Below are 23759 nucleotides of genomic sequence, written 5' to 3'. Positions count from 1 at the left end.
ACCCGACCGGCGCGACTGCACGTTTCCTGAAATCGCATTCGATTTAAGGATAAAGACATGCAGCAATTCAAAGTGCTACGGCGACTTTTGCGCGTCTAATAAGACGCGCGGCGTTGTAGGCGATTGCCGCGCGTAAACCACCAGATGCCGGCGCCGGTGGCAAACAGGAGGCCTGTTGCCAAAAGGACGACGGCGACGAACGCCTTCTCGAAGGCCGCTTTGGCGAGTGCCACTAGATTTTCGGCATCATTCGACGACAGTTTTTCCGCCAATATCAACGCCTCGTCCAGGCTGTCGCGTGCGATCGCCGATATGCCCGCCCCTTCCGGCAGCATGACGAAGGCGGTGTAGACAGCCGACATCACGCTGCCGAGCACGGCGATGCCGATGGCGCCGCCAAGTTCGAAGGAAACCTCCTCGATGGAGGCGGCCATGCCGGCGCGTTCCGGCGCGGCGTTGGACATGATGGCGCTGGAGGCTGCCGTCATCGAAGCGCCAATGCCAAGGCCGAGCACGACCAGGCTGACGATCTGAGCGAGCACGCCGGCTTCGTGCACGGCAAGAAACGCACCGAGGCCGGCAGCTGCGGTGATAAGGCCGGTGCGCAGCACCATCTCGGCGCCGAGGCGCGGCAGCATCATGCCGGTAAGCGGACCGGCGACGAAGGCCGCAAGCGGGATCGGCAGGATGAAAATGCCGGCCTCAAGCGGCGAATACCCGGCGACAAGCTGCAGCCGCTGGCTGAGCACGAGCTCGACGCCGACGATGGCCGCGGATGCGACAAGGGCTGCGGCGACGCCCGAGGAGAAGGCGGCGTTGCGGAACAGGCCGAAGTCGATCATCGGGTGCGGGCTGCGCCTCTGCCTGCGCACGAAGAGGAGAAGCGCTACGACGCCGATGGCGGCGGCGATGAGCCCGGCTTCAGCCGAGGGTTCGCGCTTGCTCATCTCCTTGATGGCATAGGCAAGCCCGACCAGGCCGACCATGATCTGGACGGAGCCGAGCGGATCCCACGGGTGATCCTTGTTGCCCTTGCTGTCGGGAAGCACGACAACGCCGAGCAGCAAGGCCACGGCGACGATCGGCACATTGATGAGGAAGACCGAGCCCCACCAGAAGTATTCGAGCAGGAACCCGCCGAGCACCGGGCCGATCGCCGCGCCACCCGAGGCGATGGCAGCCCAGACGCCGATCGCCAGCGCCCGCTCACGCTCGTCGGTGAAGGTCAGCCGGATGATCGAAAGCGTTGCCGGCATCATCAGCGCGGCGCCGACGGCAAGAAGCACGCGGCCGGTAATCAGGATCGACGGGTTCGAGGCATAGGCCGCCAGCAGCGAAGCGAGGCCGAAGACGGCAAGACCGGCAATGAACGGCCGCTTGTGGCCGAGCCGGTCGCCGAGCGTGCCGAGCCCCGGCAGTAGGCCGGCAACGACCAGCGCATAGGCATTGACGATCCAGAGCTTTTCCGACGCGGACGCGCCAAGATCGTGGGTCAGCCGGGGCAGCGCCGTGTAAAGCACGGTCATATCGACAACGATCAGCAGCAGCGCGGGTCGAAGTCATCGCCTACGACGATGCGTGGCCGCAAGCATTTGCGGAGATGTCGAAGCATCTGGCGAGCCTGCTTGGCTCCGCCACGGTCGCAATCGACCATATCGGCAGCACTGCAGTTCCCGGGCTCATCGCCAAGCCGATCATCGATATCGATGTGACGCTGTGCAGGCCGGAAGCAATTGCCGCCGGCGGCGCGGCGCTCGTCGCCGACGGCTTTATGTCACGGGGGAACAGATATGACGATGGCGTCTGGGCATTCGCCAAGCAGGGATCGCCGGGGCGGCGCGTCTATCTCTGTTCGCCACACAACGACACCCATCGCCGTCGCCTGATCTTTCGTGATCAGCTTCGTCAAAGCCGCGAGACGGTCGACGCCTACGCAGCGCTGAAGCGAAGCCTTGCCGCGACATTTGCCTTCGATGGCGACGGCTATACCGCGGCCAAGACGCAGTTTATCGAGCAGGTGGTCGAGCGCGCCGGCCGGAGTTGAACGGCCCTCTCCCCCTCGCGTGGCGTCAGCTACGGGCTGCCGCCAGTTGGGCAAGGTGGCCGGGCAGGTCGGTCCCGCGACCGGCGGCGTTGATCGTTTCGAAATAGTCGTGCCAGCCGGCCGCCGCGATGCCCGAGACCAGGGCATCAAGCGCTGCTTCATCGGGGACGCGCCAGATGGCGAAATAGGACTGCGATGCGGCATGAAGCTTGCCGGCATCCACCTCGCCAAAGGCGATAGGCTCGACCCCGAGATCCGATAACTTGGCCATGCCATGGCCGACGGTCTCGAAAAACTGCTGCCGCGCGACGGCGTCAAGCGACAGCCATGTTCGCTTCGAGGTATAGAGTTCGCTCAGATAGTGGGGCATGCATTCTCTTTTCAGGATCAATCGATGGATCGAAGTGCGCGCTTGCAGATCCGGGCGGTGGCGGCGCTGTCTTGCTTGCGTTGCCAGGAGGCGCAGAGATCGCGAACCCAGTCGGGCCGGTCCTTGGCCGCGTCGTTCAGCCAGTTGCCGACGGAGTCCTGAACGTAGCGCGAGGGGTCGGCGTTCAACGGTTCGAGGATGATTAGTGCCATTTCCGGATTGTCTTTGAGCGTCGGGATATGGCTGCACCAGACCCCACGGGGGCGCGTCGCTTCGCTTGCAAACCGGCGCAGACGGTCGGAGGGGGAGGCGGTCCAGCGGCCAAGAAGCGTTATCGCCGCTTTGAGATCGGCGGCGAGATGCGGCCGCACGGCCATCCAGGCCCATTCACGCACGCCGAAGTGCGGGTCGTCGGCAAGCGGCCGGATCGCTTCGAGGCGTTGTTCAAGCGTGAGCGCTGGATTTGCGCCGATCACGAAGCACGCCCAGCCCCTGACCGTGTCGGACTGGTGTTGCTGCAGCCTTGTCACTGCGCCATCGCCAAGCCGGCCGCGGATCAATCCTGCTGCGAGCGCCATGCGTTTGGAAATGCCGGTGCCGGCTATGGCGCCGATGCTGGCGAGTGCATCGTCGCCGACTTCCGGTACGGCCGACCGCATCAGCGCCGCGAAATCGACCGCGAGGCATTCGGTCAGCGTCGAGGTTTGCGCCGCTCCCGCATTCAACAGCGCGAGCCGTTGCGGGTCGATATCCTGCACGCGTCGTGGGGCAGGGCTCATGGCTCGATCTCGTTTCCAGCCGTCGTCAATACGGCCTTTCGGCCGGCGTCGGTGTTGCGCCACGCGCGCTGGATGAGCGTACTTAGCGTCTGTCGGTCGCGCTCGTCGAAACCGGCAAACAGCGATGCAATCCAGCGCGTGTGCGTGTCGAACAGCTCGCGCGCTGCATTCTCGCCCTTCGGCGACAACTGCACCAGCACCTTTCGGCGATCGTCCTTGCTCTGCTGCCTCGCGAGAAAGCCGTCCCGCTCCAGCCCGTCCAGAAGTCCGGTAACGGTTGCGCGTGTGACGCCGGCCCGATCGGCAAGCTCATATGGCGACAATCCCTGCGGCAGCTGGTGCAGCAGGAAAAGCAGAACGAACTTTCCCTCTGAGAGATTGTGTGGCGCGAGCCGCGTAGCGCAGTCGCGATCGATGGCGGCGGCAAGTGCCATGACTTCGAAGCACAGACGCAGGTTGGCGGTTGGTAAGTGTCCGCGCTGTTCGGCTTCGGTGATCAGGGCGAGGTGCTTTTGCTCAAGCATATCCATCAGGCGCCATATAGTATGGCGCCTAATTAAGAGTCAATGGGTTCGCCGAAGGCACGCATGCGGGTTCGCTCGCGCCGCCGGTCAGCGTCTTGCGGGTGTTTAGAGCGCGATGGAACCGCGCATCGCAGTCACGCAGGCGCCGGCAATGCTGGTTTTGCCTACGGTGCCGCCTTGCTTGCTGACGCTGACCTCGATGATGCTTCGGCGCCCCATCTCGACGCCTTGCTCGATCGTCAGATCGACGTCGATGGTCTCTTCAGGCAGAAGCGAAACGAGATAGGCGCCAAGCGCAGCCGAGGCGCTGCCGGTCGCCGGGTCCTCAATGACGTTGTCGAGCGGTGCAAACATGCGGGCGCGCAGCTGCCATGGCTTTTCGGCCGAGCGGGCATAGAGGAACAGGCTGAAGCTGTCCTCATCCGGCTTGTAGCGCCGATTGGCGGCCTCGAAGGCGGTGACGTTGGGACGCGCCGCCGACAGCGCGGCTACGTCTTTCAGTTCCGCGACCGCGAAGGGCAGGCCGACGGAAACGCGCACCGGCGCATGGTTGGCGGTGCTGACGGCATCGGGTGCGACCATGGCGCAGGCGGCGATCGTCTCGACATCGATGCTGGGTCCAATGCTCAAGGCGCGCGGCACGACGATACGCGCTTCCTTCACCGCGCCATCGGCGCGCGACAGGGCGACCTCGACCAGCCCGGCGAGCTCTTCAAACCGCAGGTGATCGCCGGGCGCCCGGCCGAAAATCTCCGCCTGCTGGCCAAGCACGAAGGCGGTGCCGACATTCGGATGTCCGGCGAAGGGGATCTCCATCGTCGGCGTGAAAATGCGCACCCGCGCGCTGTTGGCAGGATCCTCCGGCGGCAGCACGAAGGTGACTTCGGAATAGCCGAACTCGGTTGCGATCGCCTGCATCTGCGCATCGCTTAAACCCCGTGCGTCCGGGATGACGGCAAGCTGGTTACCGGCGAAACGATCTTCAGTGAAGACGTCGACGGTGATGTAATCGACGGAGTGCACGGGGGCAAAAGAAGTCATGAACGCTCGCTTCCGCTGGATGCGGCGGCGATCAGCGCCGCCTGGTGGCCTGGATTGAAAGGCCTAAGGCAGGCGGCGAAACCGGCAAAGACACCAACTTGTCTTGGTGACAAGATCGGCATTTACGCTCTACGGCGAGCGGCAAACCATACGGGCGCCGCACGAAAAGGTGCCAATAAATGGCCCCTTGCGTTGTCTTCGACTTGGCTGACAGCGCCGCTCAGGCGGCCTTCTCCAGGTCCTTCTTCCAGCTGCCTTTGGCGGCCAGGCTGCACATTTCGGCGCGGTGCGAGAAGGCCCGCTGGCCGGCGGCGACATTCTCCGCCTTGCCGTTCCAGGCGGACAGCGCTTCCTGCTGCAGGGCGCGGCCGTAGGAGAAGGTGAGCTTCCAGGGCAGATTGTGGGTCGCATTCATGGCCGAGAGATGGGCCGTCGCCTCCTCGGTCGTCTGGCCACCGGAAAGGAAGGCGATGCCGGGAACGGCTGATGGCACCGTGCGTCGCAGCACCTTGATCGTGCGTTCGGCGACTTCGGCGACGGACGCCTTGCGCGCCTTCTTGCCATCGATGACCATGCTCGGCTTCAGGATCATGCTTTCGAGCTTTACACGCATCTCGGCGAGCGCCTCGAAAGTGACGCGCAGCGTCCATTCGGTGACCTCCTGCGACCGGTCGATCGAGTGATCGCCCGGCGCGCCATCCATCAGCACCTCCGGCTCGACGATCGGAACGATGCCGGCTTCCTGGCAAAGGGCGGCGTAGCGCGCGAGCGCATGTGCGTTCGCCCTGACGGCACCTGGGCTCGGCAGGTTGTCCGAAATGGCAATCACGCCACGCCATTTGGCAAAGCGGGCACCGGCCTCGTAATATTTCGTCAGGCGTTGTGCGAGCCCGTCGAGACCTTCGGTGATGGTCTCCGCCGGAAAATTGGTCATCGGTTTGGCCCCGGCATCGACCTTGATGCCCGGGATCGAGCCGGCGGCGCGGATGACGTCCACCAGCGGCGTGCCGTCGGCCGCCTTCTGGAACAGGGTCTCTTCGTAGAGAATGACGCCGGAAATGTACTTGCGCATCGCCTCGTCGGCGCGAACGAGCATTTCGCGATAGTCGCGCCGCGATGTCTCGGTCGATTCCAGACCGATGCCGTCGAAGCGCTTCTTGATCGTCGCCGTGGACTCGTCGGCGGCAAGCAGACCCCGGCCGTTTGCGACCATGGCAACTGCGATGTCTTCCAGTCTTTCGCTCATGTTTTTCTCCCTAGGTCACGATGATTTGGGCCGGGCCGGGCCAAATCATAACCGTGATCGTTCCCAATAAGTAGAGCGGGATACGGACGGAAAAAGCAGGCGTTTTCCTCATCCCGCTCAGCGCCGATCAGCAAGGATCAGGCAACCACTGAAACCGTTTCGGGGCCGTCGGTGCGCACGTGACCGCCACGCCCCCAAACAGGGCGTGAGTAACAGGGGAAATTGTCCGGGAAAAAGGCAGGAAAAGCGACTGAAACGATTTAAATAATTTTAATCGTTTGAATTATCTTGGTTTTTTCTGCGTCTCAGGCGCGCGGGTAAGCCGCGCGCCTGAGCGCCTGACTTATTTCTGCTGCTTGAGGATGTCGACGCCCGGCAGCGGCTTGCCTTCCATCCACTCGAGGAAGGCGCCGCCGGCGGTCGAGACATAGCTGAAATCGTCCGTGACTTCGGCGTGGTTGAGGGCTGCAACCGTATCGCCGCCGCCGGCGACCGACACGAGCGATCCCTGGCGGGTGCGAGCAGCCGCATGCTTGGCAACGGCGACCGTCGCCTTGTCGAAGGGGGCGATTTCGAAGGCGCCGAGCGGACCGTTCCAGACCAGCGTCTCGGCCTTGGAGATCCAGTCGTTGACCGCAGCGATCGACTTCGGACCGACGTCCAGCATCATCGCATCCGCCGGAATGGCGTTGATCTCCACCACTTCATTGTCGGCGCCGGCCTTGAATTCGCGGGCGACGACGCCGTCTTCCGGCAGGACGATGGCGCAACCGGCTTCAGCCGCTGCAGTGATGATCGCCTTGGCGGTATCGGCGAGATCGTGCTCGCAGAGCGACTTGCCGACATTGGCGCCCTTTGCGGCGATGAAGGTATTGGCCATGCCGCCACCGATGACGAGGGCGTCGACCTTCTTCACGAGGTTCTGCAGCAGATCGATCTTGGTCGAGACCTTGGCGCCGCCGACGATGGCAACGACCGGGCGCTTCGGCTGGCCGAGACCCTTTTCAAGTGCCTCGAGCTCGGCCTGCATGGTGCGGCCGGCATAGGCCGGCAGGTGGTGGGCAAGGCCCTCGGTCGAGGCGTGGGCGCGGTGCGCGGCCGAAAAGGCATCGTTGACATAGATGTCGCCGTTGGCGGCAAGTGCCTTGACGAAGTCCGGCTCGTTCTTCTCTTCACCCTTGTGGAAGCGGGTGTTTTCGACCAGCAGCACGTCGCCGTCATTCATCTCGGCGATGGCATTTGCAGCCTTGTCGCCGATGCAGTCGGCGGCAAAGTGAACGCGCTGGTCGAGGATGTCTTCCACTGCCGGCGCAATGGTCTTCAGCGACATTTCGGCGACCGGCTCACCCTTCGGGCGGCCGAAATGCGCCAGCAGAATGACCTTGGCGCCCTTTTCCGACAGTTCGCGGATAGTCGGCGCGACGCGTTCGATGCGGGTTGCGTCGGTGACCACGCCGTCCTTGACCGGCACGTTGAGGTCGACACGCACAAGCACGCGCTTGCCGGCAATGTCGGTCAGGTCGTCGAGGGTCTTGAAAGTCATCAGATCGTCTCCGGTGATAGTCTCTGGAAAAGGGTGGGGTAGTCGATGACGAGGCCGTCCTCGTCCACGGGCAGGTCTGCGGCAAAGCTGCGGTCCTCGGCCTCGTAGCGATAGAGCCTGCCATCATCGAGGCAGGTATAGTGCTGGCGGTCGACCACCGGTTCAAAGGTGTCGAACGGCACGTACAGCATTTTCAGCCGCGCCTTGCCGGCCTTGCAATCAAGGCCGAGGCGGCGGATCGGCAGCGTGTTGGTAAAGGGCGTTCCGGCGAGGTCGATGTCGACGCAGCCGTCGAATTCGGGCAGCGCCGTGCCTCCCGACGTCGCCCATTGGCCCGGAGCATCCGAGCGCGGATGAAGGCTCCGGCCATCGGTCGTATCGACCATGAGCTTTCGAACCAGCCATCCGGCATCGCAATCGATCCCGTAGCGCACACCGTAGGGCGTGCCGCCGCGGTTGCCGATCAGAACGCCAACGGCGCGGATGACCGCGCCGTTGGTTGTGTCGGTTTGCGTCAGCGTCAGATGTTCGAGCCCTTCCCCCTCCAGCGGACGCCAGCGGACCGTCGTTTGGGAAAGGGCGCGAAACATCGGAGTTAGATGAGCTTGCTGAGCGCAACCGCAGTGTCGGACATGCGGTTGGAGAAGCCCCACTCGTTGTCGTACCAGGTCAGGATCGACACGAACCTGCCTTCCATCACCTTGGTCTGGTCCATGTGGAAGACCGAGGAATGCGGGTCGTGGTTAAAGTCGATCGAGACGTTCGGAGCGAGCGTGTAGCCGAGGATGCCCTTGAGCGGGCCGTCAGCAGCTGCCTTGATCGCAGCGTTGATCTCTTCCTTGGTGGTTTCGCGCTTGGCGACGAACTTGAGGTCGACGACCGAGACGTTCGGGGTCGGAACGCGCATGGCGAAGCCGTCGAGCTTGCCCTTCAGTTCCGGCAGAACGAGGCCAACGGCCTTGGCAGCACCGGTCGAGGTCGGGATCATCGACAGGGCTGCAGCGCGAGCGCGGTACAGATCCTTGTGCATCTGGTCGAGCGACGGCTGGTCGTTGGTGTAGGAGTGGATCGTCGTCATCATGCCGTGGTCGATGCCGATGACGTCGTTCAGGACCTTGGCGACCGGTGCAAGGCAGTTGGTCGTGCACGATGCGTTGGAGATGACGAGGTGATCCTTCGTCAGCTTGTCGTGGTTGACGCCGTAAACGACGGTGAGATCGGCGCCCTCGGCCGGAGCCGAAACGATGACGCGCTTGGCGCCGGCTTCCAGGTGTGCGGCTGCCTTGTCGCGGGCGGTGAAGATGCCGGTGCATTCCATCGCGACGTCGACGCCGAGTTCCTTGTGCGGCAGTTCGGCCGGGTTGCGGATCGCGGTGACCTTGATCGGCTTGCCGCCGTTGATGATGATCGCATCGCCTTCGACCTTCACATCAGCCGGGAAACGGCCGTGGATGGAATCGAAACGCAGCAGGTGTGCGTTGGTCTCGACCGGGCCGAGGTCGTTGATGGCAACGACTTCAATATCCTTGCGGCCGGATTCAACGATGGCGCGCAGCACGTTGCGGCCGATGCGGCCAAAACCGTTAATGGCGACTTTCACTGTCATATCGGGTCTCTCCCTGTCTGAATGGCATGGTCGGAAAAAAGCGGGGCGCGCTTTCACGCGCGCCCCGCGGCTTGATCAGGAAAGCTTGGCTTCCGCAGCGGCGACGACCGCCTCAGGCGTGATGCCGAAGTGCTTGTAGAGTTCCTTGTAGGGACCGGAAGCACCGAAGGACGACATGCCGATGAAGGCACCGTCGCTGCCGATGAAATGATCCCAACCCTGGCGGATGCCGGCTTCGACGGCGATCTTGACCGGCGAGTTGCCGATGATCGCCTGCTGGTAGTCTTCGCTCTGCTCGGCAAAGAGTTCGAAGCAGGGGACCGAGACGACGCGGGTCGAGATGCCCTTGGCGGTCAGCGCCTGGCAGGCCTTGACGGCGATTTCGACTTCCGAGCCGGTGGCGAAGATCGTCACCTTGGCGTCGCTTGCCGAGATCAGGTCGTAGGCGCCGCGAGCGCAGAGGTTTTCTTCCTCATACTCGGTGCGCACGGCCATCAGGTTCTGGCGGGTCAGCGCGATGCCGGACGGGCGGTTGTGGCTTTCAAGCGCCAGCTGCCAGCACTCGGCCGTCTCCGTGGCGTCGGCCGGGCGGAACATCAGGAGGTTCGGGATGGCGCGCAGCGCCGCCATGTGCTCGACCGGCTGATGCGTCGGGCCGTCTTCGCCAAGGCCGATGGAATCATGCGTCAGCACGTGGATGACGCGGATGCCCATCAGAGCGGCGAGGCGGATCGACGGACGGCAGTAGTCCGAGAAGATCAGGAAGCCGCCGGAGTAGGGGATGACGCCGCCATGCAGCGCCATGCCGTTCATCGCAGCCGCCATGCCATGCTCGCGCACGCCGTAGTGGATGTAGCGGCCGGAGAAATCGTCCGGGGTGATCGACTTGGTCTGGCTGGTCTTGGTGTTGTTGGAGCCGGTCAGGTCGGCCGAGCCGCCGATCGTTTCGGCCAGGACGCCGTTGATGACTTCGAGCGCGTCTTCGGAAGCCTTGCGGGTTGCCGGCGACGGCTTGGTCTCGGCCAGCTTGCGCTTGTAGTCGTCGATGGCCGACGACAGGCGGCCTTCGAGTTCGCCGGAGAAGCGGCGAACGAACTGTGCCTTCTTCTCGGCGTCGCTCTTGTCGAGGCGCTCTTCCCAGTCCTTGCGGGTCTTGGTCGAACGCAGGCCGGCCAGGCGCCAGGCGTCGAGCACGTCGGACGGAACGACGAAGGCTTCGGATTCCCAGTTCAGCGCCTTGCGGGTGGCGGCGATCTCCTCGGCGCCGAGCGGCGAGCCGTGAACCTTGTGGGTGCCGGCCTTGTTCGGCGCGCCGAAACCGATCGTCGTCTTGCACGCGATCATGGTCGGCTTGTCGGACTTCTGCGCCTGTTCGATCGCAGCGGCAATGGCTTCCGGATCATGGCCGTCGACGGCGATGGTGTTCCAGTTCGAGGCGCGGAAGCGGGCGTGCTGGTCGGTCGAGTCGGCGATCGAGATCGGGCCGTCGATCGAAATGTTGTTGTCGTCCCAGAAGACGATCAGCTTGTTGAGCTTGAGGTGGCCGGCAAGCGAAATCGCTTCCTGGCTGATGCCTTCCATGAGGCAGCCGTCGCCCGCGAGCGCATAGGTGTAGTGCTCCATCAGGTCGGCGCCGAACTCGTCGCGCAGCTTGCGCTCGGCGATCGCCATGCCGACGGCATTGGCAATGCCCTGGCCGAGCGGACCGGTGGTCGTCTCGATGCCGGCGGCGTGGCCATATTCCGGGTGACCGGCGGTGCGGGCGCCGAGTTGGCGGAAATTCTTGATCTCTTCGATGGAGATGTCTTCGTAGCCCGTCAAATAGAGCAGCGAATAAAGCAGCATCGAGCCGTGACCGGCCGACAGCACGAAGCGGTCGCGGTTCGGCCAGGAGGGGTTTTTGGGATCGAAGCTGAGGAAGCGCGTGAAGAGGACTGTCGCTATGTCAGCCGCACCCATGGGCAGGCCGGGGTGACCTGAATTTGCCTTCTCGACGGCGTCCATGGAGAGGAAACGGATCGCATTCGCCATCCGGTCGTGTTTTTCGCGAGAGATCATGACTGTTCCGTTTTGAGTTCGGTGGTCAGGGGACGGTCTCTATCCTCCAAAGACCGTGCAAGAAGCGGCAGACAAATAGCATCTGCGCCGCGCGAGTCAACAAATACAGGCCTTTTGCGGCCATTGGCAGCATGGTTTTCAAGGGGTGATATCGCGTCGCAGCAGAGTTTTTGCGCTGCGGCCGGATGAGCCGGCTATACAAACCATCCACAGCTTCCGTAATGCTTTGCTACAGTTGGCATTGTTGAGATTTGCGTAATAGGTTTAAAAAGGAGTGAGCCGAAGCGGCGGACGGGATGCTGGCGATTCGGCCTCACATGCGAGGTATCGAAAAACATGCCGGCAAAGACGGTCAAAGCGGCGATCGACGAACTGAAGAACGCGGTTCAGTCCCTGGAAAACGCGATCGACAGCCGTTTTGACAGGGAACGCGATCTCGGCGAGTTCGAGGGCGAGGTCCGGCGGGTCAATTCGGACCGGTCGCGACTGGCACAGGAACTCGACCAATCCCAATTCCGGGCAAACCGACTTGAAGAGGTCAACCGCGAGGTTTCCCGACGCCTCGTGACGGCGATGGAAACCATTCGAGCGGTGCTCGACCGCTGAGGTTTAAGCGACATGGCGCAGGTGACAGTATCGATCGACGGCAAGGCCTATCGCATGGCCTGCGAAGAGGGACAGGAAGATCATCTGATCGAACTGGCCACCAACTTCGATCAGTATGTCGGTCATTTGAAGACGCAGTTCGGCGAGATCGGCGACCTCAGGCTGACGGTCATGGCCGGCATCATGGTCATGGACGAACTCAGCGAAGTGAACCGCCGGCTGAAGGCGCTCGAAGCGGAAGTCGACACCCTCAAGCGGGGGCGCGACAGTACCCTCACCGACCAGGCAAGAAGCGAGGAGCTCCTGGCCTCGGCGCTGAGCGAAGTCACCTCGCAAATCCACACCATTGCCGCCAAGCTCAATGGCCGGGCAACGTCTTCGACAAACTGAGCTCTTTCGTCGGGCTGCCACTGGCGCGAAGCAGGGATAGGCTCTATATGTCGGATGCGGTCTGCGCTTCCCGACAGGATCCACAATCCCCGGGGCCTTACTCGATCTCAAGGGAGCTGTCCCTGGCCGGGCTTGTGGGCTCGGACATATGGCGCCCACCTACTTTGTAGGCACCCGGGATCGTAAAATATCCATCGGTTGGGTGGATCGCACCTCTTCCCTCTTCTCCATCAGTCTTAACCGGCGGCAAAAGCGCTGCGGATGGCGTCGGCCATCGCGTCGACGGTCTGCGAGCGCTTGCCGGGTCGGGTGCGCAGCACGACGTTGGAAAAATCGATGACGCTGAAGCCGTCTTCTTCGGTCAGTTCGCGGCAACCGACCGGTATGGCGCTGCGCGACAAGGGCGCAATGGCAAGCCCCGAGATCACGGCGGCGATCAGGCCGTTGCTGGTCCGGCTCGCATAGGCGACGCGGCTTTCGAGCCCACGCTTCCTCAGGCTCTTCATCGCAAGGTCATCGCACCACCCTCCTGCCAGATAGGTATAGGTGGCGATCGGCAGGGGCCGGCGTTCATGGGCCGCGTGCTGGTCCGAGGTCACCCAGACTGTGGGGTCGATCATGAGGACTTCGTTTTTCGTCGGTCCGCCAGGCTCGAAAACCACGGCGATGTCGATTTCGCCGGCAGCAAGGGCGTTGACGTTCGACATCGACACACCCTGCTGCACCGTCACTTCCACGCCGGGATGAACGGCAGCAAAGGCGCCCAAAGCTTTCGGAAGCGTGGAGTTGATGTATTCCTCGGAGATGCCGATCCTGACCGTTCCATCGAGCGCCGGCAGGCGCATCGATGCCGCGGTATCGTCGAGCAGAGCCACGATCCGCCGGGCGTTGTCGACGAGACGCAAGCCCTGCGCCGTCGGCACCACGCCGCGCGAATGACGCTCGAACAGCGGGTCGCCGAGCATGTCCTCGAGTTTCTTGAGTTGCATGCTGACGGCGGACTGTGTGCGGCCGATGCTGTCGGCGGCGCGTGTCAGATTGCCGGCGTCGGCAACGGCGAGAAAGGTTCTGAGCAGATCGCTGTCGAGGGGGACGGACATTGTCTCTACCATCAGAGTTTCTGATGGTAGTCATGCTTGCAATTCGTTTGTCAGATGTCAACGAGGCGAGGACAATTAGCCGGTCCTATAGACATCAAGGCTGTCCCGATGAGCGTTCTTGCTCTTGTCTTCTTCTCCGATCTTCACACCACCATCCGTGCCCGGCTCGTGTCATCAAGTCGCTGGATGCTAATAGCCGCTTCCGTGGAGCCGCCGCCTGCGATCCCACGCGACAAGCCGCATCTGCTGCACGATGCAGGGCGCCGTGAGCTGCGGTTCGACGACCGCTGGCGGGAGGGTTTGGGCAGGGATGCGGTCTATCGGTCGCTCTGGATGTTATGAAATAATATCGAGACGGGCGGCGCGGAAAATCGCTTCTGCAAGATTGCCCGCCTGCAGCTTGCGCATGGCGTCCTGCAAGGCCCTGTCGATGCGGTCGAGGGGAATGTCGGTCTCGCGCATCATGTCCTGACGGGTGCGGCCGCGGGCGGCCAGCGTCAGGCAACGCAATTCCAACGGATCGAGTTCGTTCATCTGGTCCTTCATGGACGTCGGCTTTTCCACTGCTGCCTGCAGGAGCGCGTCCATACATCGAACGCGGGCATTAGTTCCTGCTAATTATTTGAAATCACGACTGTATTTGCACGCGGCCCCACTCATGCGAAAGCGGAACCGTTGTCCATGATGAACGGAACGCTAACTCTGTGCCGTTGCGGGAATGCGCTGTTCGACTGTCGCAAACTGTTGCAAAACCGGCGGTGACGTGGTTCGAGCTAAAGGCTGCAATGCGTTAGATCGCAAGCGCGGAGGCGGGAAATCGATCGGTCCACGACGTTCTGTTTCATTTTGGGAAAAGAATGTGCGGGCGGTCGAATATTTGCGCGCAGTCTGTCGGAGGGGAATGATGTCACCAAAGGATCTGAAGGCCGCTCTGCGCAAGGAGAAGCTGGCGCTTCGCGACGCGATGGCGCCGGAGAGCCGCATCGAGGCAAGCCTGACCATGGCCGATCACGCTGGCGACGTCATTGCGCTCGATCGCGGCCATATCGTTGCCGGCTTTTGGCCGATCCGTTCCGAGATGGACATCCGGCCGCTGATGGCGCGCCTTCGGGATCGCGGCGCGCGGCTCTGCCTGCCCGTCATCATCGACAAGAAGACGATCGTGTTCCGCGAATTGCTCAATGGCGCTTCCGTCATCGAGACCGGTTTCGGCACGACGGGGCCTGGCCCGGATGCGCCGGAACTCGACCCCGATATCATGCTCGTGCCACTGTCGGCCTTCGATGCGACCGGTCATCGCATCGGCTACGGCGCCGGATATTACGACCGCGCCATCGACAAACTGCGCAACAAAGGGCATCTGCCGAAGCTGATCGGGATTGCATTTGACTGCCAGGAAGTGGCATCAGTGCCCGCTGAACCGCACGACGTCGCGCTGGACGCCGTCCTCACGGAGAGCGGATTTCGACATTTCTAGAGGGTTTCAGGCAATCTACGGATTCCTGGAAACGCTCTATCTCTTTGTTGTTTTACGCAGTTCCGGACGCAAAACCTCCTGGAACTGCTCTGGTGGGATTGAACGGGCATGAGGCTTTTGTTTCTGGGAGATATGGTTGGCAAGACGGGCCGCACGGCGGTCTGGGAGCGTCTTCCGGGGCTGGTCGGTGACCTCATGCTGGACTTCGTCATCGTCAACGGCGAGAACGCCGCCGGCGGCTTCGGCATCACCGAAGATATCTTTCTCGAGACGATCAATGCCGGTGCCGATGTCGTCACCACAGGCAACCATGTCTGGGACCAGAAGGAGGCGGTCGTCTTCTGCGAGCGGCATGACCAGTTTTTACGGCCGGCCAACTATCCGGCGGGCACGCCCGGGCGCGGATCGAACCTGTTCTTTGCCCGCAACGGCGCACGCGTGCTGGTTGCCAATGTCATGGGTCGCGTCTTCATGCACCCCGAACTCGACGACCCCTTCAAATCGGCCGAAGCGATCCTCGATGCCTGCCCGCTCGGCGAGCAGGCGGACGCCATCGTCTTCGACTTTCATGCCGAGGCGACGAGCGAGAAGCAGTGTTTCGGCCACTTCGTCGACGGACGGGCAAGCCTCGTCGTCGGCACCCACACCCATGTACCGACGGCCGATCATCAGATCCTCAACGGCGGCACCGCCTATATGAGTGACGCCGGCATGTGCGGCGACTATGATTCCTCGCTCGGCATGGACAAGGAAGAACCGCTGAACCGGTTTATTTCGAAGATGCCGAAGGGGCGTTTCGAGGCGGCATCGGGGCCGGCGACCATCTGCGGCCTCGGCGTTGAGATTTCCGACCGCACCGGCCTTGCCGAAAAGATCGCGCCGCTGCGCCTCGGTCCGAGATTGACCGAAACGATCCCGGATTTCTGGGCCTGAGCCATCCTCAGATTGATGATTTTCGGTCGCCTGATCGTCTCGCCCGCGCCTGACCAAGGCGCGGGTTTGCACACGTATCACCTTCCCGGAATTGATTTTTTTCAAGGTGACAAGCCGGCGAAATGATGGCAGGGTAACGCCACGTCAGCGCCGTTCGGACACGGTTGACGCTCGCAAGTCTTCCATACTGAGTACCATCCGCAGCACAGGATTGCGGGTTCGAAATGTCGCCGCAGGTACTCGGACGACCAATGTCCCGTGCCGGGCGTTCTCGATTTTACTGCATAATTCCTTGGATCGGCGTCGATTTGAGGAGCAAATTATGCGGCGAGTTTCAAGCGTGACAGCGTCCTTTTGCGCTTCATCTATGACGCGCGGCGCTGTCGGTGCATTCGGAGAGCGTGCATGTATTCAAGATGGCATTTGCCGATGATTTTCGGCGTTTCGATTTCCCTTTTCTCTGCAGCCAACGTCGTCGCGCAGGATGCGCAGCTTCCCACCGTCACTGCCGCCAAGCCGGTCGTTCGCGATGTGATCGACAGCGACGAGTTCATCGGTCGCTTCGAGGCAGTCGATGAAGTTTCCGTCCGCGCCCGCGTCGGGGGCTATCTCGACGAGGTCAACTTCACCGACGGTGCCCTGGTGAAGAAGGGCGACAAGCTCTTCGTCATTGACCAACGCCCCTATCGCACCGCGCTGTCGCAGGCGGAGGCGACGCTCGAGTCGACGCGTTCGTCTCTCGCCTTTGCCGAGACACAGTTCAAGCGCACGGAATCCCTGACTGGAACCGGCACGCTCTCCGTCTCGACGCTCGATGACCACCGCCGGGAATTGCTTTCGGCGCAAGCCGCCGTGCGCGGAGCGGAAGCCGCGGCCGAGCGCGCCAAGCTCGATCTCGACTATACGACGATCATCGCACCGCTGACCGGCCGCGTCGATCGCCGCCTGATCTCGACCGGCAACCTCGTTCAAGCGGACCAGACCGTGCTGACGACGATCGTTTCGCTCGATCCGATCGACTTCTATTTCGACGTCGATGAGCGTCGCCTGCTTTCCTATGCGCGTGTTGCTCGCGAACGCGGCAGCGCACTTCAGGAGGGCGGCGGCGCGCTCGATGTCATGGTCACCATCGCTGATTCCAACGAGGCGCCGTTCAAGGGCAAGCTCGATTTCGCCGAGAACCGGCTGGACCAGGCAAGCGGCACGATGCGGGTGCGTGCGCGCTTCGACAATCCCAACTACGTGCTACAGCCGGGTCTCTTCGGTCGCGCCGAACTCGAGGGCTCGAACACCTACAAGGCTGTGCTCATTCCCGATGAAGCGATCGGCGCCGACCAGAACGAACGCATCGTTTATGAGGTGCGCGAAGACGGCACCGTTGCGACCAAGCCGGTGCGGCTCGGTCCGAAGCTTCATGGCTATCGTGTCATCCGCAGCGGTATGACCGGCGACGAAACCATCGTGGTCAACGGCCTGATGCGGGCACGTCCGGGCACGAAGGTGAAGCCCGAGATCGTTGAACTGCCTCCTGAAGCTCAAGCGACGGGGAGCGCTCAATGAGGTTTGCCCATTTCTTCGTAGACCGGCCGATCTTCGCATCGGTGCTTTCGATCGTGTTGCTGATCGTCGGCAGCATCGCCTACTTCCAGCTGCCTGTGGCGCAGTATCCGGAAATCGCACCGCCGACCATCGTCGTTCGCGCGGCCTATCCGGGCGCCGATGCCGAAACCATCGCCAACACGGTGGCGACGCCGCTGGAACAGGAAATCAACGGCGTCGAGAACATGCTCTACATGTCCTCCTATTCGACCGCCGACGGTTCGATGGCGCTGACCATCACCTTCAAGCTTGGAACGGACCTCGATCAGGCCCAGGTTCTGGTGCAGAACCGCGTGTCCATCGCCGAACCGCGCCTGCCCGAAGATGTCCGGCGCATCGGCATCACTACGGCGAAAAGTTCACCCGACCTGATGATGGTCGTGCATCTGCTGTCGCCGAACGAACGTTACGACCAGCTCTACGTCTCGAACTATGCCCGCACCCGCATCCGCGACCTGCTGGTCCGTCTCGACGGCGTCGGTGACGTCATCCTGTTCGGCGAGCGTGAATATGCGCTGCGCGTCTGGCTCGATCCGGAAAAGCTCTCGGCCTACGGAATGACGGCAGGCGACGTCGTGCAGGCGTTGCGCGAGCAGAACGTGCAGGTCTCGGGCGGTTCGATCGGCGCGCCGCCGACACCGGGCGACAGCGCGTTCCAATATACTGTTACCACCGACGGCCGCTTCAGCGATGCCCGCCAGTTCCGCTACGTCATCGTCAAGGCGACGGAGAGCGGACGGCTGGTGCAGCTGCAGGACGTGGCGCGCATCGAACTCGGCGCCCGCGAATACGTCAACAACAGCTATCTGGACGGCAGCCCGGCCGTGGCGCTCGGCATCTTCTCGCGGCCGGGTACCAACGCGCTCGACGCGGCCGACGCGATCCAGAAGGTGATGACGGACGTTTCGAAGGACTTTCCGGAGGGCCTCGAATACCGGATCGTCTACAACCCGACCGAGTTCATCTCCGAATCGATCAACGAGGTCTACAAGACGATCGGCGAAGCCGCCATTCTGGTGGCGCTCGTGGTTCTCATCTTCCTGCAATCCTGGCGCACAGCGATCATCCCGATCGTGGCGATCCCGGTGTCGCTGGTCGGCACCTTCGCTTTCCTCTACGCCTTCGGCTTCTCGCTCAATATGCTGACATTGTTCGGCCTGGTGCTGGCGATCGGCATCGTCGTCGACGATGCCATCGTCGTGGTCGAGAACGTCGAACGAAACCTGGCGCGCGGCATGACCCCGCGCGAGGCGTCGCACGTGACCATGGACGAAGTGGGGGCAGCGGTCATCGCGATCTCGCTGGTGCTGACCGCCGTCTTCATTCCGACGGCCTTCATCCCCGGTATTGCCGGCCAGTTCTATCTGCAGTTCGCCGTCACGATATCAGTGGCGACGGTGATTTCCGCCTTCAATTCGCTGACGCTGTCGCCGGCGCTCGCGGCAATCCTGTTGAAACCGCACGAGAACAATCACCACGAAAGCGGCAACCCGCTCACCCGGTTTGGTCGGTCGCTGGCAAACGGCTTCAACAACGGTTTCGACCGCATGGCTGAAGGCTACGCCTGGATCGTGCGCAAGCTGATTTCGACAAAAACGGCGCTCGCTGCGGCGCTCATCGTCTTCGTCGGCCTGCTTGGCGCCACCTGGTACATGGCGCAGATCGTGCCGAGCGGCTTCGTACCGACCATGGACCAGGGTTATGCCATCGTCGTCATCCAGCTTCCCGACGGCGCGTCGCTCGATCGGACCGATGCGGTGGTCAAGCGCGCTTCGAAGATCATCCAGGAAGTGCCCGGCGTGAAAAACGCCGTCGCCTTCGCCGGTTTCAACGGCGCGACCTTCACCAATGCGTCCAATGCCGGTGTCATCTTCGCGTCCTTCGAGAGCTTCGAGGAGCGGCTCAAGCACGGCGAGAGCGCCAACCAGATCATCGGCCAACTCTATGGCAGCCTGCAAAGTATCCAGGAGGCCTTCATCATCGCCGTTCCCCCGCCGTCGGTGCGTGGCATCGGCAACTCCGGCGGCTTCAAAATGCAGATTGTCGACCGGCAGAGTGCCGACATGCGCCGCGTGCTGGGGCTGGCCTACCAGATGATGGGTGCTGCCAACCAGACCGAGGGGCTGACCGGCGTCTTCACGACGTTCTCGGCGTCGAGCCCGCAATACTTCCTGGCGATCGATCGCGACAAGGCGAGGACCTTGAACGTGCCAATCCCGAACATCTTCGAGGCACTGTCGATCAATCTCGGCACATCCTATGTCAACGACTTCAATGCCTTTGGCCGCGTCTATCAGGTGCGGGCACAGGCCGACCAGCAGTACCGTCTGGAGCGCGACGACATCCTGGCGCTGAAGGTCCGCTCTGCCACCGGCGCACTGGTGCCCATGGGCACACTGGTCGAGATTCGCGACACTGCGGGTCCCGCCTTGGTGCAGCGATACAATATGTATGTCTCGGTACCGTTGCAGGGCAACCCGGCGCCGGGTGTCTCGACCGGCACGAGCCTCGACAAGATGGAGGCGCTTGCGGCCCAGATGCTGCCACAAGGCACATCGTTCGAGTGGACGGAACTCGCCTTCCAGGAGCGCCAGACGGGCAACACCGCGGTCTTCATCTTCGCGCTGTCGGTCGTCTTTGTGTTCCTGGCGCTGGCAGCGCAGTATGAAAGCTGGGTCCTGCCGCTGGCGATCATCCTGATCGTGCCGCTCGGTGTGCTCTCGGCACTCATCGGCGTTTTCCTACGGGGGCTCGACAACAACGTGCTGACCCAGATCGGGTTGATCGTGCTGATCGGGCTTGCTGCGAAGAACGCGATCCTGATTGTCGAGTTCGCCCGCCAGGGCGAGGATGAGGGGAAAACACCGATCGAAGCGGCGGTCGAGGCCAGCCAGTTGCGTCTGCGGCCGATCCTGATGACTGCCTTCGCCTTCATCCTCGGCGTCGTGCCGCTGATGATCGCCACGGGACCCGGTGCCGAAATGCGCCAGTCGCTCGGAACGGCGGTGTTCTCCGGCATGCTCGGCGTGACCTTCCTTGGCCTGTTCCTGACGCCGGTCTTCTACGTTACGCTGCGCTCGTTCCGCCGGCGCAAGCCGGTTGCGGCGAGCGAGCCGATGGCGACGCCGGCCGAGTAACACGAGCGCTGTTGCTTGTGATCCAACGCCCCGGTGGCAGCGCCGGGGCGTTTTGCTGTGAACAGGACGCGCGCCGCTGTTCGCAATGCCAGCACAATGACGCAAACGTGAGTGCTTGATGCAGCTTTGTCGCTGGACGTTACGGCGCGCTTGAACAATCCTCCTTTCGCCCGTGACGGCAGCGTTTCTCGAACTGACGCGTTCACTGCCGATACTGTCAACGGCCGCATGACCTGTACCCAAGTCTGACGTGCTTGAGCACAGGTCATGCGCGCGCGGTGTGAAAGGTGATGGATGATGCTCCGCTACCTTGCCTACACTTTTGCCGCGATCTGGCTTCTGCATGCCTTCTGGCCGTCGGCCGCGCATGCACAGGCAGCGCCCGCACAAGTGAGCCAATGCCAGGCGATCGCCGAGGCGTTGCCGCAGGCCACTTTCGCCAGTTTCACACCGGCCGCCGCAACGAAGGGGCAGATGGTCGCTGGCGAAGTGACGATCACCTATCTCGGCCACTCGACCTTTTTGATCGAGACACCGGGCGGTGTTTCGATCGCCACGGACTATAATGGCTGGTTCCGTCCGTCGGCGCCGCCGACCGTGGTGACGATGAACAAGGCGCATTCCAGCCACTACACTTTGACGCCGGATCCGGCGATCCGCACGGTGCTGCATGGTTGGGGTGAAGACGGCGAGCCGGCGCGACACGACCTCGTCGTCGGCGATGCCTATATCCGCAATGTCACCACGGACATCCGCTCCGGCGCCATGACGATGGAGCATGATGGCAATTCCATCTTCATCTTCGAGGTGGCGGGTCTGTGCATTGGCCATCTCGGCCATCTGCACCACGAGCTCGATGACAGCCACTACCGGCAGATCGGCAGGCTCGACGTGCTGATGGTACCGGTCGATGGCGGGCTGACGATGGGGGCCGAAAGCATGAGTCGCGTCGTTTCGCGGCTGCGCGCGGCGCTGATCTTGCCGATGCATCGACGCGGTCCCCCGATCGACGCCTTCCTCGACATGTTCGGCGACGATTTCGACAAGAGCTTCGCGACTGGAGCGAGCGTCAAAGTCTCGCTGCGTTCCTTGCCAAGCAAACCGCTGATTTATATCCTCCAGGGAGTCTGATCGGGATTGCCCAATGAGAATGTTTGCAGCCGGCGTCGTTGCGTTTCTGTCCTTTTCAACAATGGTTTTGGCAACGGCAGCTCTGGCCGGAGGCGCGCCTGCACCGCGCATGCCGCCTCCCGACACCCAGCACCCGCAAGCTGTTCCCCAGGCGACTGTCGCGCCCGTTGCCGAGCAGGAAGAGTTCGTGATGCCATCGGGCAATATCGGCTGCATCTACACGCCCGCGGGCGGCACGCCGACCTATCAGCCTGCCGACGGCGGGCCGGAACTTTCCTGCGATATCATCGCGCCGCGTTACGTCAGGGCAACGCTCGGACGGGCCGGCGCGGCAACGATCAATCGCGAGGTCGGAGATCCGAGCTGCTGTTCGGCCGGGCCGATCCTCGAATATGGGGTGACATGGCAGGGCGGGCCCTTTTCCTGCATCTCGGAACGAACGGGCCTTTCCTGCCGCCGCGACGACGGCCATGCCTTCGTTCTCAGTCGCGGGCGCATCTCCGCCAACTGAAAAGAAACGCCCCCTGCTGGACGGAAAGCGGCAATAAAACTATAAGGCGCCCCATTCCATTCAAATTCATGCATGCAGAGGGTGCCATGGCTGGCCATTCACAGTTCAAGAACATCATGCACCGCAAGGGCCGTCAGGATGCGGTGCGCTCGAAAATGTTTTCCAAGCTCGCGCGCGAAATCACGGTTGCGGCGAAGACCGGCATGCCCGATCCGTCGATGAACGCGCGCCTGCGTCTGGCGATCCAGAACGCCAAGGCGCAATCGATGCCAAAGGACAACATCGAACGGGCGATCAAGAAGGCCTCCGGCGGCGACGCGGAGAACTACGAAGAAGTCCGTTACGAAGGTTATGGCCCGGGCGGCGTCGCTGTTATCGTCGAGGCGTTGACCGACAACCGCAACCGAACCGCCTCCAACGTCCGCTCGACCTTCACCAAGGCGGGTGGCGCGCTTGGTGAAACCGGTTCGGTTTCCTTCTCCTTCGACCGTGTCGGCGAGATCACCTACAAGCTTTCGGTCGGCGACGCCGACAAGGTGATGGAAGCGGCGATCGAAGCCGGTGCCGACGACGTGACCACCGACGAGGACGGCCACACGATCATCTGCGGTTTCGAAGCGATCGGCGAAGTCTCCAAGGCTCTGGAAGACACGCTCGGCGAAGCCGAGACCGTCAATGCGATCTGGAAAGCCCAGAACACCGTGCCTGTTGACGAGGAGAAGGCGCAGTCGCTGATGAAGCTCATCGACATTCTTGAAGACGACGACGACGTGCAGAACGTCTATTCGAACTTCGAAGTGTCCGATGAGGTCATGGCGAAGCTTTCGGCCTGATCCGATTTTTTCAGGCCTACTGCATGTCTCCTTAAGTCCCATCCGATTTAGGGACAAAAACATGCAGCAATTCAAAGTGCTACAGCGACCCTTGCGCGTCCAATCGGACGCACCGCGCTGTAGACGTCTTGATCTACCCGTGTCCTAAAGGGCACGGGTTTTTCTTTGGGCGTCACCGATGGGATGTGACCGATGGCGTATGAGTTCGCGATCTTCGACTTCGACGGTACACTCGCCGATACGGCGGAGCTGTTCATGGCGGCGAGCAACCTTGCTGCCGCGCGCTTCGGGTTTCGCCAGCTCACGGTCGAGGAGTTCAAGGGGCTGCGCGCCATGGGCAGTCGCGAGATCATCGCGCATCTCGGCGTACCGATGTGGAAACTGCCGCAGATCGCCACTTTCATGCGGCAGGAAATGGCCGCCCAGGCTCGGGCCATCCAGCTTTTCCCCGGCGTTTCGGGCATGCTGACGGCGCTGAAGTCGGCTGGCATCGGCATCGCGGTCGTCAGTTCGAATGGCGAAGCGGCCGTTCGCAAGGCGCTAGGCGAGACCGCTGGCGCTATCGACCTGTTCGAATGCGGCGCCACGCTGTTCGGCAAGGCGCAGCATTTCAAGAGGGTCGTCAAGTTTGCTGGTATCGATCCTTCGCGGATGCTTGCGATCGGCGACGAGGCTCGCGACATCGAGGCAGCCCGCAAAGTACGCATTGCGGCGGGCGCCGTCGGCTGGGGTTACGCCGATCCCGCGTTTCTGAAATCGCTCGGGCCGGATCGTTTCTTCGATCGCATCGACGAGATCCTGCCGGCCTTTCGGGGCGCGAACGGCTGATCA

The 23759-nt window shown here is 62.4% G+C and carries 24 protein-coding genes and 1 other RNA gene; 13 read left to right on the top strand and 12 right to left on the bottom strand.

The features are described 5' to 3' along the window. Positions 1-95 precede the first annotated feature (95 nt). Positions 96-1526 (bottom strand): MFS transporter, encoded by a 1431-nt coding sequence (locus ASD52_RS34300; protein ID WP_082571917.1) that lies wholly within the window; start codon positions 1524-1526, stop codon positions 96-98. 35 nt (positions 1527-1561) lie between these two features. On the opposite strand from ASD52_RS34300, the gene ASD52_RS34295 reads away from it, so the two are divergent. Continuing rightward, positions 1562-2044: a GrpB family protein gene (locus ASD52_RS34295; RefSeq protein ID WP_057226569.1), complete on the top strand. Its 483-nt coding sequence runs from the start codon at positions 1562-1564 to the stop codon at positions 2042-2044. Between the two features lie 25 nt (positions 2045-2069). On the opposite strand, the gene ASD52_RS34290 is transcribed toward ASD52_RS34295, so the two are convergent. From ASD52_RS34290 to tkt, 9 genes are all read right to left on the bottom strand, one after another. Next, a complete protein-coding gene (locus tag ASD52_RS34290; RefSeq protein WP_025424765.1) occupies positions 2070-2414 on the bottom strand; it encodes a DUF6616 family protein in 345 nt (114 codons plus the stop codon). A 17-nt stretch (positions 2415-2431) separates the two neighbouring features. After that, positions 2432-3193: a DNA alkylation repair protein gene (locus ASD52_RS34285; RefSeq protein ID WP_025424764.1), complete on the bottom strand. Its 762-nt coding sequence runs from the start codon at positions 3191-3193 to the stop codon at positions 2432-2434. After that, positions 3190-3723, bottom strand: coding sequence for a MarR family transcriptional regulator (locus tag ASD52_RS34280; protein WP_025424763.1), 534 nt, complete (start codon positions 3721-3723; stop codon positions 3190-3192). The genes ASD52_RS34285 and ASD52_RS34280 overlap by 4 nt, the downstream gene beginning before the upstream one ends. A 99-nt stretch (positions 3724-3822) precedes the next feature. Beyond that, positions 3823-4740, bottom strand: a complete 918-nt coding sequence (locus ASD52_RS34275) for a PhzF family phenazine biosynthesis protein (protein ID WP_025424762.1) — start codon at positions 4738-4740, stop codon at positions 3823-3825. A gap of 238 nt (positions 4741-4978) precedes the next feature. After that, entirely contained in the window at positions 4979-6004 is a 1026-nt protein-coding gene (locus tag ASD52_RS34270) for a class I fructose-bisphosphate aldolase (protein ID WP_057221571.1), read from the bottom strand. A gap of 343 nt (positions 6005-6347) precedes the next feature. Then, entirely contained in the window at positions 6348-7547 is a 1200-nt protein-coding gene (locus ASD52_RS34265; protein WP_057226567.1) for a phosphoglycerate kinase, read from the bottom strand. Beyond that, a complete protein-coding gene (locus ASD52_RS34260; protein WP_025424759.1) occupies positions 7547-8137 on the bottom strand; it encodes a putative glycolipid-binding domain-containing protein in 591 nt (196 codons plus the stop codon). Before ASD52_RS34260 ends, ASD52_RS34265 begins: the two co-directional genes overlap by 1 nt. Positions 8138-8142: 5 nt before the next feature. After that, a complete protein-coding gene (gene gap, locus ASD52_RS34255; protein WP_025424758.1) occupies positions 8143-9153 on the bottom strand; it encodes a type I glyceraldehyde-3-phosphate dehydrogenase in 1011 nt (336 codons plus the stop codon). A 75-nt stretch (positions 9154-9228) separates the two neighbouring features. Beyond that, positions 9229-11211 carry a transketolase gene (tkt, locus tag ASD52_RS34250; protein WP_025424757.1) on the bottom strand — a complete coding sequence of 661 codons (1983 nt, stop codon included), beginning with the start codon at positions 11209-11211 and terminating at the stop codon, positions 9229-9231. Between the two features lie 336 nt (positions 11212-11547). Here tkt and ASD52_RS34245 point away from each other — a divergent pair, with 336 nt between their 5' ends. The 3 genes from ASD52_RS34245 to ssrS all read left to right on the top strand — a co-directional run bounded on the left by ASD52_RS34245 (position 11548) and on the right by ssrS (position 12420). Beyond that, positions 11548-11817 (top strand): DUF4164 domain-containing protein, encoded by a 270-nt coding sequence (locus ASD52_RS34245; protein ID WP_025424756.1) that lies wholly within the window; start codon positions 11548-11550, stop codon positions 11815-11817. Positions 11818-11829: 12 nt separating this feature from the next. Then, positions 11830-12207: a cell division protein ZapA gene (locus ASD52_RS34240; protein WP_025424755.1), complete on the top strand. Its 378-nt coding sequence runs from the start codon at positions 11830-11832 to the stop codon at positions 12205-12207. 55 nt (positions 12208-12262) lie between these two features. Continuing rightward, a non-coding RNA gene (gene ssrS, locus ASD52_RS36655) (6S RNA) lies at positions 12263-12420 on the top strand. A gap of 23 nt (positions 12421-12443) precedes the next feature. Here ssrS and ASD52_RS34235 read toward each other — a convergent pair. Next, complete coding sequence (locus ASD52_RS34235; RefSeq protein WP_038575685.1) at positions 12444-13307, bottom strand: LysR family transcriptional regulator; 864 nt, start codon at positions 13305-13307, stop codon at positions 12444-12446. A 108-nt stretch (positions 13308-13415) separates the two neighbouring features. Here ASD52_RS34235 and ASD52_RS34230 point away from each other — a divergent pair, with 108 nt between their 5' ends. Continuing rightward, the gene (locus ASD52_RS34230) at positions 13416-13649 is read left to right on the top strand and encodes a hypothetical protein (protein ID WP_057221569.1); all 234 of its coding nucleotides are present in this window, start codon (positions 13416-13418) and stop codon (positions 13647-13649) included. Here ASD52_RS34230 and ASD52_RS34225 read toward each other — a convergent pair. After that, positions 13644-13841 carry a transcriptional regulator gene (locus tag ASD52_RS34225; RefSeq protein ID WP_225906339.1) on the bottom strand — a complete coding sequence of 66 codons (198 nt, stop codon included), beginning with the start codon at positions 13839-13841 and terminating at the stop codon, positions 13644-13646. The genes ASD52_RS34230 and ASD52_RS34225 overlap by 6 nt on opposite strands. Positions 13842-14211: 370 nt before the next feature. Between ASD52_RS34225 and ASD52_RS34220 the strand changes: the two genes are divergently transcribed. From ASD52_RS34220 to ASD52_RS34185, 8 genes are all read left to right on the top strand, one after another. Beyond that, a complete protein-coding gene (locus ASD52_RS34220; protein WP_025424752.1) occupies positions 14212-14784 on the top strand; it encodes a 5-formyltetrahydrofolate cyclo-ligase in 573 nt (190 codons plus the stop codon). Positions 14785-14892: 108 nt separating this feature from the next. Next, entirely contained in the window at positions 14893-15717 is an 825-nt protein-coding gene (locus tag ASD52_RS34215; RefSeq protein WP_025424751.1) for a YmdB family metallophosphoesterase, read from the top strand. A 405-nt stretch (positions 15718-16122) separates the two neighbouring features. After that, positions 16123-17277: an efflux RND transporter periplasmic adaptor subunit gene (locus ASD52_RS34210; RefSeq protein WP_025424750.1), complete on the top strand. Its 1155-nt coding sequence runs from the start codon at positions 16123-16125 to the stop codon at positions 17275-17277. Further along, the gene (locus tag ASD52_RS34205) at positions 17274-20453 is read left to right on the top strand and encodes a multidrug efflux RND transporter permease subunit (RefSeq protein ID WP_025424749.1); all 3180 of its coding nucleotides are present in this window, start codon (positions 17274-17276) and stop codon (positions 20451-20453) included. Before ASD52_RS34210 ends, ASD52_RS34205 begins: the two co-directional genes overlap by 4 nt. A 294-nt stretch (positions 20454-20747) precedes the next feature. Further along, complete coding sequence (locus ASD52_RS34200; RefSeq protein ID WP_025424748.1) at positions 20748-21584, top strand: MBL fold metallo-hydrolase; 837 nt, start codon at positions 20748-20750, stop codon at positions 21582-21584. 13 nt (positions 21585-21597) lie between these two features. After that, complete coding sequence (locus ASD52_RS34195) at positions 21598-22095, top strand: DUF6636 domain-containing protein (RefSeq protein WP_128090376.1); 498 nt, start codon at positions 21598-21600, stop codon at positions 22093-22095. Positions 22096-22181: 86 nt separating this feature from the next. Then, positions 22182-22928, top strand: a complete 747-nt coding sequence (locus ASD52_RS34190; protein WP_025424746.1) for a YebC/PmpR family DNA-binding transcriptional regulator — start codon at positions 22182-22184, stop codon at positions 22926-22928. Positions 22929-23120: 192 nt separating this feature from the next. Next, positions 23121-23756 (top strand): HAD hydrolase-like protein, encoded by a 636-nt coding sequence (locus ASD52_RS34185; RefSeq protein WP_025424745.1) that lies wholly within the window; start codon positions 23121-23123, stop codon positions 23754-23756. The last annotated feature ends 3 nt before the right edge of the window (positions 23757-23759 follow it).

It is taken from the genome of Ensifer sp. Root142, from assembly GCF_001426785.1.
Classification (GTDB): domain Bacteria; phylum Pseudomonadota; class Alphaproteobacteria; order Rhizobiales; family Rhizobiaceae; genus Ensifer; species Ensifer canadensis.
This window is presented reverse-complemented; position numbering and strand designations above follow the sequence as displayed.